The following is a 17191-nucleotide window of genomic DNA, read 5'->3' on the forward strand; positions in this document are numbered from 1 at the left end:
GGTTTTCCTTTCAGGCGATCAAAGCCTTGTCATCGTTGACGGGCGCGTCCTCAACGATCGCCGGGACTTCTGGATTGTGGATGAAATGGGCGGGCTGGTTGGGACCCCATAGATAGGTGCTGTCTTCCAGCGCATAATTGGTCGGGGTCCAGCGATCGTGGTCCTCGATATAATCCATATCCGAATAATATTCGAACCAACTCCCCCATGGATCTTCGATATAGTGGAAGAAGTTCGACCCGATGGTGTGGCGCCCGAAGCCCCAGTCGGCGCGTCCGGCCGCCGTCACCAGCTTTCGTCCGGCCCAGCCGACCTGGTCCGGGTCGAGAACGGCGAAGCTTGCGTGGTGGAACCCGATCGCATGTGACTTGGCCAGGGCGATGACATGATGCTCGCTGTTCTTGCGGGCGCAGCAGAAGGCGACCAGATCTTGCGAACGATCCGCCAGCCCCATGCCAAGTGCGTCTGTCAAGAAGGCGATGCTGACTGGAATATCGGGCGAAAACAGTGCGACATGCCCCAGCTTCACCGGTCTGATGACTTGGGGATAGCTCGACCGCGCGCCGACACCCGCCTTGTTCTTGCGGATGGTCCGACCCGGCGCGTTGATCTCGAACGCATTGTTCAGTGGCGGCAGTTCTGGAACGTCCTGATCTACGAGATGGAAGACGACGCCGTTTGGGTCGCGGACCCAGAGGCCCTCCGGCTCGCCCTCGCTCGGGGCGTCGATCACCGCGCCGCCGGCGACCGGAACGCGTGCAGAGATCTCTTCCAACTGGTCGGCGTAAAGACGGACGAACTTGAGCCGCTTGGCCGGAGCGCCGCCATAAAGGATAATGGCATCACGCTCTTGCCCGGTACAGCGGAAGCGGGCGATGTGGTTATCGCCGAACGCATCGAGACCGGCGATGGTGTAGAACTCCCGACCCGGCGCTACATCAGGCACGTCGAGCGCGACGGCCGCGATTGCTTTAACAGCCATTTCCTCTCTCCTTCAGATGTTACCTTGGGTATTATCCCTTCACACGGTTTTCGATTGCGCCGATCCCGTCGATCTCGCATCGCACCACGTCGCCGGCTTTCAGGAACACCGGCGGATCGAGCGCCACGCCAACACCGCTCGGAGTTCCGGTGGCGAGCAGATCGCCGGATTCGAGCGTGAAGGCGGTCGACAGATATTCGATCTGGGTGTTGATGTTGTGGATGAGGTCGGAGGTGTTGCTGTCCTGGCGCAGTTCCCCATTCACCCAGGTGCGCAGGCCCAGGACGTGGGGATCCGGGATCTCATCGGCGGTGACGATCCAGGGTCCGAACGGGCCATGCGTGTCGAAGGACTTACCGACCGTGAAGGTGGGGGAATGGCGCTGCCAGTCACGCGCGGACACATCGTCCACCACGACATAGCCAAAGACGTGGCTGAGCGCGTCTGCGGCGGAAACCGCCTTCGCCGGGCGCCCGATGATCACGCCCAGCTCGACTTCGTAGTCGAGTTGTTCGGTCACGCCGGGATCGATCTCGTCGAACGGGCCGGAGACGCAACTCGTCTGTTTGTTGAACCAGAACTGCTTCTCAGGTACGACGACGCCGAGCTTTCGGGCTTCCTCAGCATGCTTCGTGTAATTCATGCCGATCGCGAGGAACTTCAGCGGCCGGTACGGCGCAAGCAGCTTCACCTCAGTGAGCTTGTAGTGCGGGGCGATACCCACGATCGCACTTCGGATAGCCGTCAGCGCTTCGTCACCGCCGGCGATGATCGCCAGCACATCCGTCTCCGGCGCGCCTGTCTTCGCCAGGTCGATCACACCATCGTCTACCACTACGCCGGTAGAGACCGCGCCATCCTTGTCAAATCGAACCAGTTTCATCCGTAACTCCCATCTGCATTGCGTCGGCGCGTTGCCCGCGGTGCGCATTCAGGTCCGCCCAGGGGCGCCGTTTGCTTCAGGCACCCTGGGCGGCAAGCGCGTTCAGACCAGCGGCGTCACATGATCCGAAATGCCGAGCAGTTCCTTACCCCAGGTCTCGTAGGCGATCTGGGGCGTGATTGCCGCGTGGCGCGCGCCGACGGCGGAATCGCGCCAGATACGCTGCAGCGGATTGTTCAGCGCGAAGCTGGAGGCGCCGTGAGCGAACAGCAGTGCGTCGATTGCCTGGGTGATGCTCTCCGCCACGGTGGCGACATGCGCGCGCATCTTTGCGCGTGCCTTCGTCGTGGGATAGACCCCCGCGAGCGCGGCGGCGTCAATCTCTTCAGCACATTTGTAGGCATGGAGATGCGCAGTCTCGATCAGTGTAGCGGCCTTGGCGATCTGCAACTGGAAGCCGACGGATTGCGTAGCCGAAGTGAAGACCGTGTCGTAGATGGCCTTGGTCGGCGCCTTGGACGTGACGAAATCGAGCGCCGCGCGTCCCAAGCCGAGTTGCGGGCCGATCAGCACCAGCGAGAACACCGGAACCACGGCGGAGCTATACTCGGGCTCGCCCGCCAGTTTCATTTCCGGCAGTCCGCCCTTGATCGCCTCGCTGACCGAAGCCACCATGTCGTCCGGTACGAACACATCCTCGGCGATCCGGCTGATGCTGCCCGAGGCGGCCATGCCCGCTACGAACCAGGTATCTTCGAGCTTCAGTTCCGAGGCGGGAATGATCGCCCAGCCGCGATCATAGGTCTTGCCCTCGTCATCGACCAGCGGAATGCCGAGGAGAGCCCAGTCGGAATGCCAACCGGCAGAATTGTAAAACCATTTGCCGGTGACGCGGTAGCCTCCTTCGACCTTGCGGGAGGTCGCACTGGCGGAATGCACGCCGGAGATCAGCGCGTCGGGATTGGCGCCGAAGATCTTCTCTTTCGCGCTCTCCGAAAACAGGCCGGCGAAGAAATTACAGACGTTGACGAGTGTCACCACCCAGGCGGTGCCTCCGTCCGCTTCCGCGACGATGCTGCTGAGATCAAGGAAAGCCTTCATGTTGCCCTGGTAGCCGCCGAAGCGACGAGGGGTGCCGAGGCGGAAGGCGCCGGCCTCTTTCAAGGCCGCGATGACAGGTTCCGGCACGCGCCGGTCTTGCTCGCCTTTCGCGGCATTTTCACGAATTAGCGGTTGCAGCGCGCGCACCCGGTCCAGCAGGGCTTCCACGCTGTCATCCGTTTCGGAAATCTTCTCCAGGGTATTCACCTTGGGCATCTCTCTTCCTCCAGAACAATGATGAAACGACAATCAAACTTCTTGTTATCGACGCACTTCAGGCTGGCATGAAATGCGAATGGGTGCCGAATTTGCGCGCGCCGTAGATAAGCGGCGGAGTGTCCGTCAGGCGGCACTCCAGGACCTTGCAGAAGATCATGGCGTGATCGCCCGCTGGAAGATCGCTCTCGACGACACATTCGGCGTAGCTGGCCACGCCATCCAGCTTGGGCAGGCCGCTTTCCCAGGTCCAGCCGATGCCAAGGAAGCGGTCCTCGGCGCGGCTCGCGAATTGCAGGGCGGCGTTTTCCTGATCGTGTGACAGGAGATTGATCATCAGACGTCTGCTCCGGCGAATGTCCCGCAGCAGGCGGCTGCCCTCGATAAGTCCGATCGAGACGAGGGGAGGATCGAGCGATAGCGACGCGAAAGAGGAAACCGTTGCTCCCGAGGGTATCCCATCCACCGCAGTCGTCACCACCGTGACCGGCGCGGGGACGCTCGCCATCAAATTCTTGAACAGAGTGCTATCCACAATACCTCTCTCACAAGGTCGCGCAAAATACGGGTTCAACGCCGAGCACGGTGTTCACTTGGGGAATTGGCCGATCTTCTCGACCGGACCGGCAGATAGGCGGTTGATGGAATTCGGGGCGTTGCCCTCTATCAGACAGCTGTTCGGGCCATGCCCGACGACCGCTGCGTCACACACTTTCATAAGCACCTCTCTCGATTCGGGCCGATTTTTCGGTTCCCTTGCGCTTATGATCTATATTCAGATGTCATCATGACACAAGTGTTTATTTTGTAATTTGGCACGAAGTCCAGACGCGACACCTCATGCGTGAGCGAACGCACCGGGAGGAAACGGGAAAGGGCGGTTGGGTTTTTAGCGCGCCGAGGCGGCTTGCTCGGAGGGGGGCGGCATTTGCCACCAGGCGATCTGTGTTGGCCCCTCGCGCTCGATCAGCCGGTAAGCTTCCTCGACAGCGCGGGCTGCGCGCGGACGGTTCACCCCAAAGCTGCGCAAGACATGGAATGTCATGGCCTGAACATACGCCACGTCAGCTCCGTTGGCGACGATCCGAGAAATGGCTTCGGCCTGGGCGCCAAGCAAAAGATCGGTCGCCACATCAACGGAATCGATATCATAGTCGCCGGTTTCCTGTCCAAGTGCGACGTCAGCCCGGATGAGCCGGACCATCAGGCTGTCGTCCTTGAGCAGGCCGATATGGGTGAGAAAGGCGCCCCAATGAGGCTCGATCAGGGCTCTCAGCACATAGAGTTGGAAGCCGGTGGCGGTTCGCATAACAGGATGCTTGAGCGGGCCGTGGATGGCCTGCGCGGCTTCGGCCATCTCGTCCGCCATCCTGGCTCCGAGTTTATCGACCGCTTCGTCCAGCGAGGTGAAATATTTGTAAAAGGTTCCGCGGGAGACCCCGGCTTGGCGGATCACGTCGTCAATGACTGCAGGGCCGCTGCCGTGTCCTGCTGGATAGACCTCCATCACCGCTCGGAGGAGATCTGTTTCCATGCGCTGGCGCCTTTGGCGGGCAACACGCGTGCGATGATCTTCCCTGACGCTATCCTGGCCAGGATCGGAGGTTTGCTCCTCCGGGAGAACCGATATTTTCACAGCAGCTTCGCTCGACTGGGCATTGCGTTCAACACGTTGTCCAGGATGACATCCTTGGCGCTGGAAGCCAAGTGGCTGGTACGGCATGGAACCGGCTTCGAAATATCCCAGCATTCGCAGCAGCCACGGGCATTCTGCCCGTTCGGCGCTGCCTTGCCTCCGTTTCAGACAGAGAAACCCGCGGGGGCAGGAGGGAGCGCTCAGATATGAGGATCTGGGCTCCCGGCTGTTGAACCCGCCTGGCCGCCACCTGACCAGGTCAGGAAAAGCGCATCCAAGCGGGTTGGCCGTTCCGCCTTCTCTACAATTTATAGCCGAGCGTGATCCCGTAGGTGCGGGGCGCCTGATAGAAGTTCATATGCGTCCCGTTCGGGATGGTGGTCTCGAAATTGATCACGCGCCTGTCGGTCAGGTTCTTTCCGAATGCCCCGATCGAAAGACCATTCGACAGGGTATATCGGATGTTTGCCCCCAGCAGTGCGTAGCTGTGCTGTTTGATGACATTGTCCGACTCGGGGTAGAAGCCGCTATTGTAATAGACATTCGCGCCAAGATTGAGCGTGCCGGACCCCAGCTCCGCGGTATAGTCGGCACCGATATTGCCGGTAAATTTAGCCGCGAGCGGAAGCTGGTTGCCTTTGCATGAGGCAATGACGCTCGGAACACCGCCGCCGGCCGTCGACGTCGGGCAGTTCGGGAAGGCCGTGAACTTCGGGCTGATCCAACCAAGGCCGCCCGTCAGGCGGAGTGCTTGGGTGACCTGGACCGTGAGATCTGCGTCGACACCATAGTCGCGCGCCTTGGCGCCGTTGATGATGGTGATGGCGCCCTGGTTCAGCTGCTGGATCTGCACATCCTGATAATCATAGTAGAAGCCCGCGATGTTGAGACGCACCTTTCGGTCGAACAGGTCGGACTTGATGCCAACCTCATAGGCATCCAGCGTTTCCGGACGGAAAGGATCGCTTCCGGGGGTAGAGGTGTTGAAGCCGCCGCTCTTGAAGCCGCGGTTATAGGACGCATAAGCGAGAAGCTCGTTCGAGAAACGATGATCGAGACTGACACGGTAGGTGAACTTGTTGAACGTCTTCCGGCGGTCGGGCGCCGCTGCCGTGGGCAATGATACGCCCAGCGGAATGACGAACACGTCGGTCGTGCCGTCATAGGCCGTGCGCCGCTCGGTCGTATACCGGCCGCCGAGCGTGAGGTTCGTGTCGTTGAAAATCTCGTAAGTGGCCTGGGCGTAACCCGCGATCGAGCGCGTGCGCTGGTGGTTCGTGATCGAGACACGAGCGCCTTGATCATTCGCGGTGAGGATGAACGGATCGATCTCGGCGAGCGCGTTGAAATAATAACCACCCACGAGCCAGGTGAACCGGCCGCTGCTCTTCGAGGAAAGCTGAATTTCCTGGCTGAATTGGTGGTCTCGCTGGATTTCATCGATCGCATCGATCGGATCCGGAGAGCCGTCGTAATCGAAGATGAAATGGGCTCTGGACGCGCGATAGGCGGTAAGGCTCATGAAATTGAGATCGCCGATCTTCTGATCCCAGCGCAGGCTGCCGCCGGCGCCCCATGTGTCGGTCACGGGCTGGATGTCGGTATCTGAGGGCATAGCGTGGAAGGTACGCCAGACAACGCTAAGCGAGAACAGTGCAAGAACGGCGCTGTGATGGCGATCAACGGCGCAGGTCGATGATGCCCAGCTCTCGCCACATCCACGTAAAATCATAGGTGGCCATCGGATCACCAGCACCGGATTTTGCCGCGCCATTCTCTATATATTTGAGCCAGTCGGCCACTTTTGGTCGGCCTGCCTTCGTGCGGGCCAGAGCGCGTGGCGTCTTGTGCCCGAGGGCCGGCACCGCTTCATCAAGCGTTTTGGTATATTCGCGTGTCAGCATCTGATGAACGATGCGTTCGATTTCGTCCGGCGGGATATCGAGCGGCACTTCCTGCGGAGCGCGGGCGGCGTCATCGGCCATGAACTGGGCCAGAGTCCGGATTTCGGTCATAGGTGTGCTCACGCAATCACCAAGCCACTCGCTCATCTGCGCAATCGCCTGTTCAGCGCGGGCGGCGCTGTTGACCTCAACGATCAGTTTGCGTCCAGCCAACTCGACATTGGCAAAAACGGGTGTGCCGTCCTCCATGGTTGTCACAAAAGCCTGCCCGCCTTTGGTCGTTTCTGGTGTCCTCTTCTTCGTCACCGGTGCCAGCCAGTTCCAGAACGTGTCGCTCGCAGGTTCCAGCCATTGAGCCGCGTTCAGCCTGCGAACCACGCTTTTGCCGATCACGCCCTTTGCCAGCGGAAAAACGATACGGTGGAACACAAGGTCATCACCGTCCGCGTTGACCATATCCGGCGAGCTGCCGGGAATGGCCTTACCCAGACAGTCGAGCAGCCACATGTTCGTGAACATCAGCCCCGATGCCCGCAAGAGCGCGTCCTTGTCTAGGGGATCCAATCCGACAGTGCCCTGTGCATCGTCCACAAGTCGGGAAAGCGCGTCGATTACGCGCACGGCGCCATCTGCGCTGAACGGCAGGAGTGCCCCGGAAATGCCGTGCCGACCGTTCACGTCAACAATTCTTGCGGCGATTTTGTCCCAGTTGACGAGGGTCTGGGTCGCACCGTGTTCCCGCACCGTCACCGGGGCGACGTCGCGCAGCAGATCGCGCAAGGTCATCGATTGGCCGGGAACCACTTCGCTGACTTCATAGAGCGACATGACCGTATCGCGTAGTGCGCGCATATAGGCTTTGTTCGGCGCCTTTTCGTTCCAGCCCCGGCGCTTGAGATAGTCATCGACCAGATTGCCACCGTCAGGTTCCAGTTCCTGCGTCAGCAGATCTTCAAAGAAACAGCCCCATAGCGGCCCTTGCCAGTGATCACCGATGATTTCGAATATGGCGTCTGGCTCGAGTCCGGTTGCTTCGCACGCTGGGCCAAGATGCGCGGACAGCATTTCAGCCATCGCTTCATCCCATGGCGCCCGTTCCGCATATTTCATCAGGCCCGAAAGATCGTGAACCGATTTTGATCTGGACATTCAGGCGGGCCTTTCCACGCCAAGGCGGCGCATTTCTCGATATATGGTTGATCGGCCGATGCCGAGTTGCCGTGCCGCTTCTGTCGGCGAGATACTCGCTTCGACCAGTTTGATGGCAGCATGGACCTTGCTCATGTCGAGCGGCTGACGGCCAGGTAACTTGCCCCTGGCACGGGCGGCGGCGATGCCATCCTTGGTGCGTTCGGAAATCAGCCGCCGCTCGAAGTGGGCAATGGCCCCGAACACATGGAAGATGAGTTCGCCGGCGGCCGACGATGTGTCGATCTTTTCCTCAAGACTCAGGAGCGCGATACCTTGGCCGCGCAGCGCCTCGACCGTGGCGAGCAGTTCGGCCAGCGAACGCCCGAGCCGATCAAGGCGGACCACTGCCAGCGTGTCGCCCCTTCGGGCATAGGCGATCAGCTCGGCCAGACCCGGACGCTCCATGCTCTTGCCCGACATGACGTCGGTGAACACCTTGATGGCGCCGACCTTCTCCAGTCGCATGGTCTGGCCGGCCACGTCCTGGTCACCGGTGCTGACGCGGGCATAGCCTAATATCCCTCCCATCCTGTGCGTCTCCCAAACGGTCGAGAGTGAACGTCTTTCCGATCGTGACAGGTAGTTTGCCACCCTCTACCTGATCCACCAGTTTCTGAAGCGGCATCGCCATGAAGTCCGCGACGTCGCCAGAATAGGTGGTGAGCGAAACACCTGTGGGAATGACGTCCATCGGAGCGAAGTCGCGCAGCGACCATGCATCGCCAACCATGCCCGCCATGCACACTGCACCTGGTTCACGGATGCACGCCAGGGAGTCCGCCAAGGTTGTAGTACCCACGAGTTCGAGCACCTTGTCTGCGCCGCCGGGCCAGAGTTTGTGCACCGACGGAGCCACGAGCCCCTCATCGAGGATGAAGAGGTCGGCTCCGGCGGCGCGGACGATCTCCTGGCCTGTCTGACGGCGCGACGTGGCGGCGACCTCTGCACCCAGCGTCTTGGCAATAGCTGCTGCGGCTAGGCCGACTGAGGTTGTGCCCCCGCGAATCAGCAACCGCTCGCCCGGCACCACTCGCAGACCTCGGGACAATGAGCCCCATGCGGTCTGCAACATCTCCGGTAAAGCGCCAAGCCGCTCCCACGACAGCGCAGTCGTGACGGCTCTTACATTTGCGGCGGGTACGCAGGTATATTCTGCATAGCCCCCGTCGAACTTGCGCCCCATCCCCCCCATTACCGAAACCACAGTCTCTCCAACCTGGAACTCGCCACCGGGCGCGGCCGCCACAACCCCCGACGCTTCTATGCCAAGTATCCTGGGCAGCGTGACTCCAGGCGATTGCCCCCGCCGGGTAAATAGCTCCGAGCGGTTCAATCCGAAGGCCTTCACCCGTATCAGTATCTCGCCCGCGATCGGCTGCGGTATCTCTCGCTGCTCGATTATGAGTGCCTCAGGCCCGCCCGGCTCATGCAGAACAGCCGCCTTCATCATCTCACTGACATCCACTATCGATCCTTCGGTTTGCGCTCGTCGACAGGCATACACTCCTATCCGTGACATGTTGAAAGTCTTAACGGCGCGGGGCGAACATCTGGGCCGTCGCCCCGCGCGGGTATCAGAAGCGGAAGACGCTCTTTAGCCAGAACTTGTCACCTTGCGGCTTGTTATGCGCCATGAACTCATGCTGCCACTGAAAGGAGATCGGGATTTTGCCTGCCTGATAGCGCACGACCGGACCAAGGGCGAAAGCCTCGCCTTTGAAACCATCTGCGCCAACCCGCAGCCCGCCCTGTTTGTCGTCCGTCGTCTGTTTGTAATAGTAGCCGTTCACCCCCAATGTCAGCTTCTTGAGGTTTACACCCGCTGCGAAATCAGTGTGGAATTCCTGTCCGGACTGATAGTCCGTCGCCTTGTTCTTCGTACTGAAGTCATACATCAGCTTCACGGAGAGATCGAATTTTCCGGCCGGATCGAGATATGTCATCGCGAGCACCGGTTCGAAATTCCATGTGTTTCTCCCGATGTTGGCGAGGTTTTCACGATTATACTTTCCCGTTGGCACCCACGTATCGACGGCCGCAGTGATATGGGTATTACCGGCCTCCCAGCCCAGCACCACCGGCGTGACGATCATGTCGCCCAGACCAAAGCGGCTGTCGCGTGCGCCGCCCGCGTGCACGGTGAGGCTGACCAGCGGAACGAAGGCCTGCATCGCCCAGGTCGCACCGAGGATTTTCTTGTCGGTCACGTGTACGAAGCGGGAAACCTGGGCATAGGCGTCGATCGAGAAGTCGGGGACCATGCTGTTGCCATCGGCATCGTTGAGCCGGTCCGCGGTGTAATAGTTCGTATAGTTAAGCAGATAGGTACCGGGCGGCGGCAGGGGTGCCACCATCAGACTTTCCGCACCATTTGGATAGGCGCCGCCGCCGCCTTCGGTCGCATGGGCATCTGCAGCGGAAAGCGCGCACCCGACTGAAAACATCAAGATGGAATAGGCCCGCATGATTTTCCTCCTCTGATAGACGTGCGGCCTCACCCCTCGAACGGCATCGCACGTGGTTTTTTTGGATTTTGATGGCTTGCCCTTGGGCGCGGCCAACCGCGCCCAAGGGGATCAGAATGGGTACGGCTGGCCGGCCGGTTCGATCGTGACCCATTTGAGCTCGGTAAACTCGTCAACGACAGCGCGGCCATCGAACCGGCCATAACCGCTGTTCTTCATGCCTCCGTAAGGCGCCTGCGGCTCGTTCTGGACGGTTGCGCCGTTGATGTGGACGCTGCCCGAATCGATACGACGAGCGACATCCAGCGCGCGGGTAACATCTTGCCCGAACACCGCTGCGGACAGACCATATGCCGTGTCGTTCGCAACCCTCACCGCCTCCTCGACGCCTTTCACGCGTACGATCGTGGTGACCGGACCGAACGTCTCCTCGTCATAGATTTCCATCTGGGACGTCACATGATCGACGATCGTGGCGGGCATGGTCGCTCCGTCGGCATAGCCGCCTGCGATAATCTTCGCGCCCTTCGCAAGAGCGTCCTCGACGAGACTATTGATCCTTTGGCCCGAAGCCCGCCCAATCATCGGTCCAACGACACATCCCGGACCGGCCGCAGGATCACCGGCCGGAAGGGCGGCTGCGCGTTCGGCGAAGCGCGTAGTAAATTGATCGGCGACACTCTCATCGACTACGAAGCGTTCCGTCGACATGCAGATTTGCCCTTGGTACAGGAAGCTGCCGAAGATCGCCGCATTCACGGCGCCCTCGATATCCGCGTCGTCCAGGACGACGAAGGGAGCCTTGCCGCCCAATTCAAGAAGGCACCGCTTCAGATGGGTCGCAGACTTCTGCGCGATGATGCGTCCCACCCGCGTAGAGCCTGTGAAGTTTATGCGGCGGATGGCAGGATGCGCGATCAGGGTGTCGATTACGTCGGCCGCATCTTCAGGAGCGTTGGTCACGAAATTCAGGACACCGCTGGGGAAGCCGGCCTCGTAGAAGGCCTGAGCCAGCAGCGCGTGGGTCCTGGGACTAGCCTCCGATGCACGGAATACCACGCAGTTGCCGCACATGAGCGGATAGGCGATCGCTCGGGCCGCCAGGATGACGGGGCCGTTCCATGGAACGATGCTCAGCACCACGCCCACCGGCTGTCGCAACGTCATGGACAATGTGCCCGGCTTGTCGGTCGGGATTGTCTCGCCCTGGATCTGGGTGACGAGGCTCGCGGCCTCGCGGATCAGGTTGGCGGACGCCATCACATTGAAACTGGCCCAAAGTTCGGACGCGCCGATCTCCTGCGCCATGACCGGTACGAAATCAGGGACCATAGCCTCGAGGATATCCGCCGCTTTGAGCAGGAGCCTTCGGCGTTCTGTGGGCCCGGTGTGTGACCAGGCCCCGAATGCGGCCTGCGAGGAATCAGCTGCACGGCTGGCATCAGCAACGCTTGCCGCAGCAGCTGTCGTGACAATCTCGTCAGTTAATGCATTGCGCCGCTCGAACGTGCGCCCGCCTTCCGCGTTCGCCGCGACATTGCCGATCACCAATTGGGTTTCCATATTTACCTCCGTTGCGAATTTCGCCGGCTCAGGCCTTAGGCGAGATGATTTCGGCCATGCGTTCGCCGATGAGCACGCATGTCGCCATGGTTGCGACGCCAGGAATGCGCGGCATGATGGAGGCGTCGGCAACGCGCAGGCCCGTCAAACCGTTTACGCGCAACTTAGGATCGACGACGGCATTGCCGTCCTTGCCCATCCGGCATGTCCCGACCTCATGAAAATAGGTGGTCGCACCGTCCTTGATGAAATTGGCCATATCGTTTCGCTCGAGCTTGCGCCCCGGGACCACTTCTCGCTTCGCGAAAGGCTTGAGCGCGGCAGAATTACCCAGATCACGAGCAAGTTCGATGCCGGCGGCAAGCGCCTCGACATCATCGGGATGCGACAGGAAATTCGCGTCGAGGAGCGGACGGTCGGCAGCGTTGGACGAGCGCAGGCGCATCTTGCCCCGGCTTTTAGGCGCGACGAGGCCGGCGCATAGCGCCCAGGATGTGGGCGGCGGGGCGTAATTCTTCGCTATGACCTCACTCGCGTAGGGGAGTTCGATCTGAACGATGTTGATGTCTGGCCGGTCGAGATCGGACCGGGACTTCCAGAAGCCGGCCACTTCCGCGCCGCTATTGCGTAGCTCGAAGGCATTCGGAGCTTCCCACAGGCAGCCGCCATGCAGAATGTGATCCTGGAAGTGAGCGCCGACATCTGGCGAATGCACGACCGATTTGATGCCGACGGCAGCCAGTTCCCTCTCATCGCCTATGCCGCTCAGCATCAGCAGTTTCGCCGAGTTGATCCCTCCGGCGCACAGGATTGTTTCCTCACGCGCCAGAACCTTGCGCGGTCCCGATGGCGTCGCAATCTCGACGCCGATAGCGCGACCGTTCTGGACAATCACCCGGTCGACATGGGTGGCTGTAAGCAGGGTGACATTGGGTTTGCTCAGCACCGGGTACAGATAGGCCTTGGCCATGTTGTTGCGCTGGCCGTTCTTGATGATCTGATTCATCATGGCAAAGCCGCCGGCACTTTCTTCGCGAGCGCCATTCTGATCGGGGAAGATGGTAAAGCCCCTGGCCCGCGCTGCTTCGAGAACCGCAGGGGCCATTGCCAGCGGAGACGCAGCCGGCTGGCACCATACCGGCCCCCCCTTGCCACGGTATCTTGCATCTTCGCCACCCTGCCAGTTCTCAATCTTCCTGTAGAGCGAGAGGCCATGTTCGTAGCCCCAGTCCTCATCCCCAGTAACTTCGGCCCAGTGATCAAGATCCTGCTTGAAAGGCCGGGCCCAGATCGTCGCGTTGATGCTGGTGCCGCCACCGACCACCTTGCCCATATGCTCGGCGATGGCCCGATTGTTTACATGCGGGGTAGGAATGGCGACGTCACCCCAGTCGCGCTCCGTTCCCAGGTTGGTGAACCAGACGCGCGGATCGGCTACCGACGGGGCCGTATCCCATCCCCCGGCCTCTATTATCAGTATCTTTGCCGTCGAGGAGGAAGCCAAACGGCCCGCAAGAGCGCATCCTGCAGCGCCAGTGCCGACGATGATATAGTCGTAAGCAGCAGCAATCTGACGGCCCCTCGCATCCTGGTTAGCCCGAATGGCCTCTAGCTCGTCGGCAAGGGCAGGAATGGCGATGCCGGCAAGTCCGGCCGCGGCGGCCATTCGTATAAAGGCGCGGCGACCGATCCTTCCCGAGAGATAGGTCTGTTCGGCGGCTTCCAGTGCACAGGGCAGCATTTGCGCCCGCAGCGGACCGATCCTGGTCAATCATGGTGTTACTCCTCCCCTAGAGCCCGCGCCACGTTGAGCGACGGGCACGATTTCTCGTTCGCACAGACGCACGTTGCCGTTCGTTAACCAATTTGGAATTTCAGACATGGACGCATTTGCGTCCCCACCCCTCCGATCAAGGTCAGACTGGTGCCTGATCCTATAAAAAAATTATGCCGAGTCTTTCACAATGTCAAATGGATTTGATAATGATGAAGCTAGAGGGTCAGCGTTTTATAATGTCGAATTGATTTCCTATTGCGGAACAGTGTGGCTTGGGCGTATGATTGGCCGGAGAGATGTCAACTCGAGAGGATCGTCATGAACGAGGTCGAAGCACCGCTACGCGGTGAAAGCATCCAGACGCCCTGGACCCAGGAGGGGTCAAGCCGCATCCCGGCGGCCGTCTATACGGATCGCGATATCTATGAGCGCGAGCTGTCACGCATATTTTACGGTCGTCACTGGAGCTACGTGGGACTTGAGGTAGAGGTTCCCGAACCCGGCTGCTTCAAGCGCACGTCGATCGGCGAGCGATCCGTTATCATGATCCGGAATCGAAAGGGCGAGGTGAACGTCTTGGAAAATCGCTGCGCGCACCGCGCGATGCGATTCTGCCAGGAACGGACCGGCAAGGTTAAGACGCTTGTCTGCCCCTATCATCAGTGGAACTACAATTATGACGGGAAGCTTCTGGGAGTTCCCTTCAAGAATGGCGTGAAGGGCCAGGGCGGCATGCCCGAGGACTTTGCCCTGGAGGATCATGGCCTTAACAAGCTGGCGGTTTCCGTGAGGAACGGCGTGGTGTTCGCCAGTTTCGATCATGATGTGGAATCGTTCGAGGACTATCTTGGCCCGGACATCCTGCGCTATTTCGATCGCACCTTCGACGGCCGCAAGCTGGTGCTCCATGGTTATTCGCGGCAGCGCATTCCGGGCAACTGGAAGCTGATGATGGAGAATATCAAGGACCCGTACCATCCGGGCCTTCTCCATACCTGGTTCGTAACCTTTGGCCTCTGGCGTGCGGACAACAAGTCCGAACTATGGATGGACGACAAGGGGCGGCACGCCGCGATGGTGTCTCGCCGCAGCGAGACCGTCGACAAGGATGTCACCCAAGGGGTGACCAGCTTCCGCGAGAATATGAAGCTCAACGACATGCGCCTGCTTGATATCGTTCATGAGCCGTGGTGGGGCAGCCCTACTGTGTGCATGACCACGCTCTTTCCAAGCGTGATCCTTCAGCAGCAGGTGAATTCGCTTTCGACCCGGCAGATCATTCCGGTTGGCCCTGACAAGTTCGACTTCGTCTGGACCCACTTCGGTTTCGAGGACGACGACGAGGCCATGGTGGAGCGCCGCATGCGTCAGGCCAACCTCTTTGGCCCTGCCGGCTTCGTCTCGGCTGACGACGGCGAAGTCATCGAATTCAGCCAGGAGGGTTTCGAGCAGGACGGCGACTTCAGCACCATGTGCGAACTGGGTGGGCGCGATGTTGAAAACACCGACCATATGGTCACGGAAACGCTGATCCGGGGCATGTATCGTTACTGGCGGGAGGTGATGGAACTGTGATCACAGATACGAACCTTCGCCTCGAAGTCATCGACCTATTCGCGCGGTACGTCGCCTGTCTCGACAGCGGCAACTACGACGCCTGGCCTGACTTCTTCACCCAGGACTGCCATTATCGCGTCGTGCCGCGCGAGAACTATGATGCAGGACTGCCTCTTAGCACTCTTAGTCTGCATGGTGTACCAATGCTGCGCGATCGCCTCTATGGTGTCGAAAGCACATTGTTCCACGCGCCCTACTATCAGCGGCACATCATAGGCCCCACCCTCATCAAGGAGCAGGGGGACGACGGACTTTTGACTGAAACCAATTATCTGGTCGTGCGGACCAAACGCGATATGCCCAGCGAGATCTTCAATACCGGGCGCTATGTCGATCGCATCGTCATCACCCCGCAAGGCCTGCGCTTCGCGGAAAAGGCGTGTGTCTTCGACAGCGAGCTCATCCCCAATTCGCTCATCTATCCCATCTAAACCACCTGGCGCCGGTACGAGCCGGCGCCATTGGCACAGCCCGAAAGAGATAAACGGATGCCCCAGCTGACAGTGATCAATCGCGCCGGAGAGGAAGCGACAGTCGATGGTGAAGTCGGTTTGTCGGTAATGGAGATTATCAGGGACGCGGGTTTTGACGAGCTGCTTGCCATGTGTGGCGGCTGCTTGTCTTGCGCCACCTGCCATGTCTACGTCGATGGCGATAGCGCCGCCGCCTTGCCTGACGTCGGAGAGGATGAGGACGACCTGCTGGCATCCTCCGACCACCGGCAGGAAAATTCCCGTCTCTCCTGTCAAATCCCTTTCACGGAAGATCTTTCCGGCTTGAGGGTCAGAATCGCGCCCGAGGAGTAATCGCACGCCGCGCTCCAAAGCGACCTGCACACGATTTGCATTTGGCGATTTTCCCCCGCAAAGCTCTCCCAGGTCCATTCCGGGAGTTGATATGACGATCGTTGAAGAAGAGAGCGCACCCAAGCGTCGAGCCGGCATCCAGTCCGTGGAGATCGGCCTCAACGTGCTCGACGCCCTGGCCGGGCTGGGCAAGCCCTCTGCGCTCTCTGCCATCGTGCACAGATGCGGCCTTTCTCCTTCGCAAACGCATCGTTATCTGGTCAGCCTGATCGTGGCGGGTATGGCGCGGCAGGACGCGGCCGGAAACTACGATCTTGGTCCGGCGGCCCTTCGTCTTGGGCTTGGAGCATTGGCCCGAACGGACGTGTTCCAGGCTGCCGACACAGCTATCGCTGCATTTGTTGAGGAATCCGGCCGTACCGTGCAGATGGCCGCGCTTGGTCCTCACGGCCCTACCGTCGTTCGGTGGCATGTGGGTTCGCCGCCAGTCGTCACGTCGCTCAGTGTAGGCTCGATGTTGCCGCTGCTGCGGTCGGCAACGGGCCACGTCTTCCTTGCCTTTCTCTCCGAGCGTGAGACCCGCGACCTCGTCACCAAGGAACTCGCGGCAGACAAAGGCCTCAAGCCCGTTGACGTTGAAGCATTGCGCAAGCGCGTGCGCGCCGCAGGCGAATCAAGCGTAGACGGTACGGTTATCCCAGGCCTGCGGGCCACCGCCTTCCCAATTTTTGACCTGCAATCCCGGCCGATACTGTCGGCCACCATGCTCTCGAGCGAAAGTTTCGAAGCGAGCCGTGACAGGCTGGCGGCGGATAGGTTGCGCGATGTCTGCCTGGCAATCAGCGCCCAGATCGGCGGCAAGCCACCGGCAGACTGACTTTACGCTTCTACATTATGCAAACCATTTGACATTGAGAAATGACAGGGGCAGGGTGACTGCGGCCGACAGGAGATCGGCGGCATGTGGAGAGGCCCTGCGAGAATCGTAGCCGCCATCCGGCCAGCTCCTTTCGGTTGGGCCTTCAGGGCCGATAATTCGCCAGGTGCGGT

Annotated in this window: 16 protein-coding genes; 4 read left to right on the forward strand and 12 right to left on the reverse strand. The window is 60.2% G+C overall.

Annotated elements, in window-relative coordinates; translation table 11 throughout:
- Nucleotides 1-10: 10 nt before the first annotated feature.
- From NN5_RS18645 to NN5_RS18705, 12 genes are all read right to left on the reverse strand, one after another.
- The gene (locus tag NN5_RS18645) at nucleotides 11-982 is read right to left on the reverse strand and encodes a VOC family protein (RefSeq protein ID WP_067736841.1); all 972 of its coding nucleotides are present in this window, start codon (nucleotides 980-982) and stop codon (nucleotides 11-13) included.
- Between the two features lie 31 nt (nucleotides 983-1013).
- Complete coding sequence (locus tag NN5_RS18650) at nucleotides 1014-1865, reverse strand: fumarylacetoacetate hydrolase family protein (RefSeq protein ID WP_067736843.1); 852 nt, start codon at nucleotides 1863-1865, stop codon at nucleotides 1014-1016.
- Nucleotides 1866-1967: 102 nt separating this feature from the next.
- Complete coding sequence (locus NN5_RS18655; protein WP_067736846.1) at nucleotides 1968-3182, reverse strand: acyl-CoA dehydrogenase family protein; 1215 nt, start codon at nucleotides 3180-3182, stop codon at nucleotides 1968-1970.
- Between the two features lie 58 nt (nucleotides 3183-3240).
- Nucleotides 3241-3690 carry a flavin reductase family protein gene (locus NN5_RS18660; RefSeq protein ID WP_067736883.1) on the reverse strand — a complete coding sequence of 150 codons (450 nt, stop codon included), beginning with the start codon at nucleotides 3688-3690 and terminating at the stop codon, nucleotides 3241-3243.
- A gap of 381 nt (nucleotides 3691-4071) precedes the next feature.
- Entirely contained in the window at nucleotides 4072-4932 is an 861-nt protein-coding gene (locus tag NN5_RS18665) for a TetR/AcrR family transcriptional regulator (protein WP_157081212.1), read from the reverse strand.
- Nucleotides 4933-5119: 187 nt separating this feature from the next.
- Nucleotides 5120-6592: a TonB-dependent receptor gene (locus NN5_RS18675; protein WP_084385042.1), complete on the reverse strand. Its 1473-nt coding sequence runs from the start codon at nucleotides 6590-6592 to the stop codon at nucleotides 5120-5122.
- Complete coding sequence (locus tag NN5_RS18680; protein ID WP_067736857.1) at nucleotides 6498-7871, reverse strand: DUF7986 domain-containing protein; 1374 nt, start codon at nucleotides 7869-7871, stop codon at nucleotides 6498-6500. The genes NN5_RS18675 and NN5_RS18680 overlap by 95 nt, the downstream gene beginning before the upstream one ends.
- Nucleotides 7872-8441 (reverse strand): recombinase family protein, encoded by a 570-nt coding sequence (locus NN5_RS18685; RefSeq protein ID WP_067736860.1) that lies wholly within the window; start codon nucleotides 8439-8441, stop codon nucleotides 7872-7874.
- The gene (locus NN5_RS18690; protein WP_217998691.1) at nucleotides 8401-9378 is read right to left on the reverse strand and encodes a zinc-binding dehydrogenase; all 978 of its coding nucleotides are present in this window, start codon (nucleotides 9376-9378) and stop codon (nucleotides 8401-8403) included. Before NN5_RS18690 ends, NN5_RS18685 begins: the two co-directional genes overlap by 41 nt.
- Before the next feature lie 109 nt (nucleotides 9379-9487).
- Nucleotides 9488-10378 (reverse strand): SphA family protein, encoded by an 891-nt coding sequence (locus NN5_RS18695; protein WP_067736862.1) that lies wholly within the window; start codon nucleotides 10376-10378, stop codon nucleotides 9488-9490.
- Nucleotides 10379-10489: 111 nt separating this feature from the next.
- A complete protein-coding gene (locus NN5_RS18700) occupies nucleotides 10490-11941 on the reverse strand; it encodes an aldehyde dehydrogenase (protein ID WP_019054682.1) in 1452 nt (483 codons plus the stop codon).
- 28 nt (nucleotides 11942-11969) lie between these two features.
- Entirely contained in the window at nucleotides 11970-13682 is a 1713-nt protein-coding gene (locus tag NN5_RS18705) for a GMC family oxidoreductase (protein WP_067736887.1), read from the reverse strand.
- A 354-nt stretch (nucleotides 13683-14036) separates the two neighbouring features.
- Between NN5_RS18705 and NN5_RS18710 the strand changes: the two genes are divergently transcribed.
- The 4 genes from NN5_RS18710 (at nucleotide 14037) to NN5_RS18725 (ending at nucleotide 17018) form a co-directional block, all read left to right on the forward strand.
- Nucleotides 14037-15293: an aromatic ring-hydroxylating dioxygenase subunit alpha gene (locus tag NN5_RS18710; protein WP_067736865.1), complete on the forward strand. Its 1257-nt coding sequence runs from the start codon at nucleotides 14037-14039 to the stop codon at nucleotides 15291-15293.
- Entirely contained in the window at nucleotides 15290-15766 is a 477-nt protein-coding gene (locus tag NN5_RS18715) for an aromatic-ring-hydroxylating dioxygenase subunit beta (RefSeq protein ID WP_067736867.1), read from the forward strand. The genes NN5_RS18710 and NN5_RS18715 overlap by 4 nt, the downstream gene beginning before the upstream one ends.
- A 57-nt stretch (nucleotides 15767-15823) precedes the next feature.
- On the forward strand, nucleotides 15824-16141 hold the full coding sequence (locus NN5_RS18720; RefSeq protein WP_067736870.1) for a 2Fe-2S iron-sulfur cluster-binding protein: 318 nt from the start codon (nucleotides 15824-15826) through the stop codon (nucleotides 16139-16141).
- 91 nt (nucleotides 16142-16232) lie between these two features.
- Nucleotides 16233-17018 (forward strand): IclR family transcriptional regulator, encoded by a 786-nt coding sequence (locus NN5_RS18725; RefSeq protein ID WP_067736872.1) that lies wholly within the window; start codon nucleotides 16233-16235, stop codon nucleotides 17016-17018.
- The last annotated feature ends 173 nt before the right edge of the window (nucleotides 17019-17191 follow it).

Origin of the sequence: Novosphingobium naphthalenivorans NBRC 102051, from assembly GCF_001590985.1 — a bacterium.
In the GTDB taxonomy this organism is placed as follows: domain Bacteria; phylum Pseudomonadota; class Alphaproteobacteria; order Sphingomonadales; family Sphingomonadaceae; genus Novosphingobium; species Novosphingobium naphthalenivorans.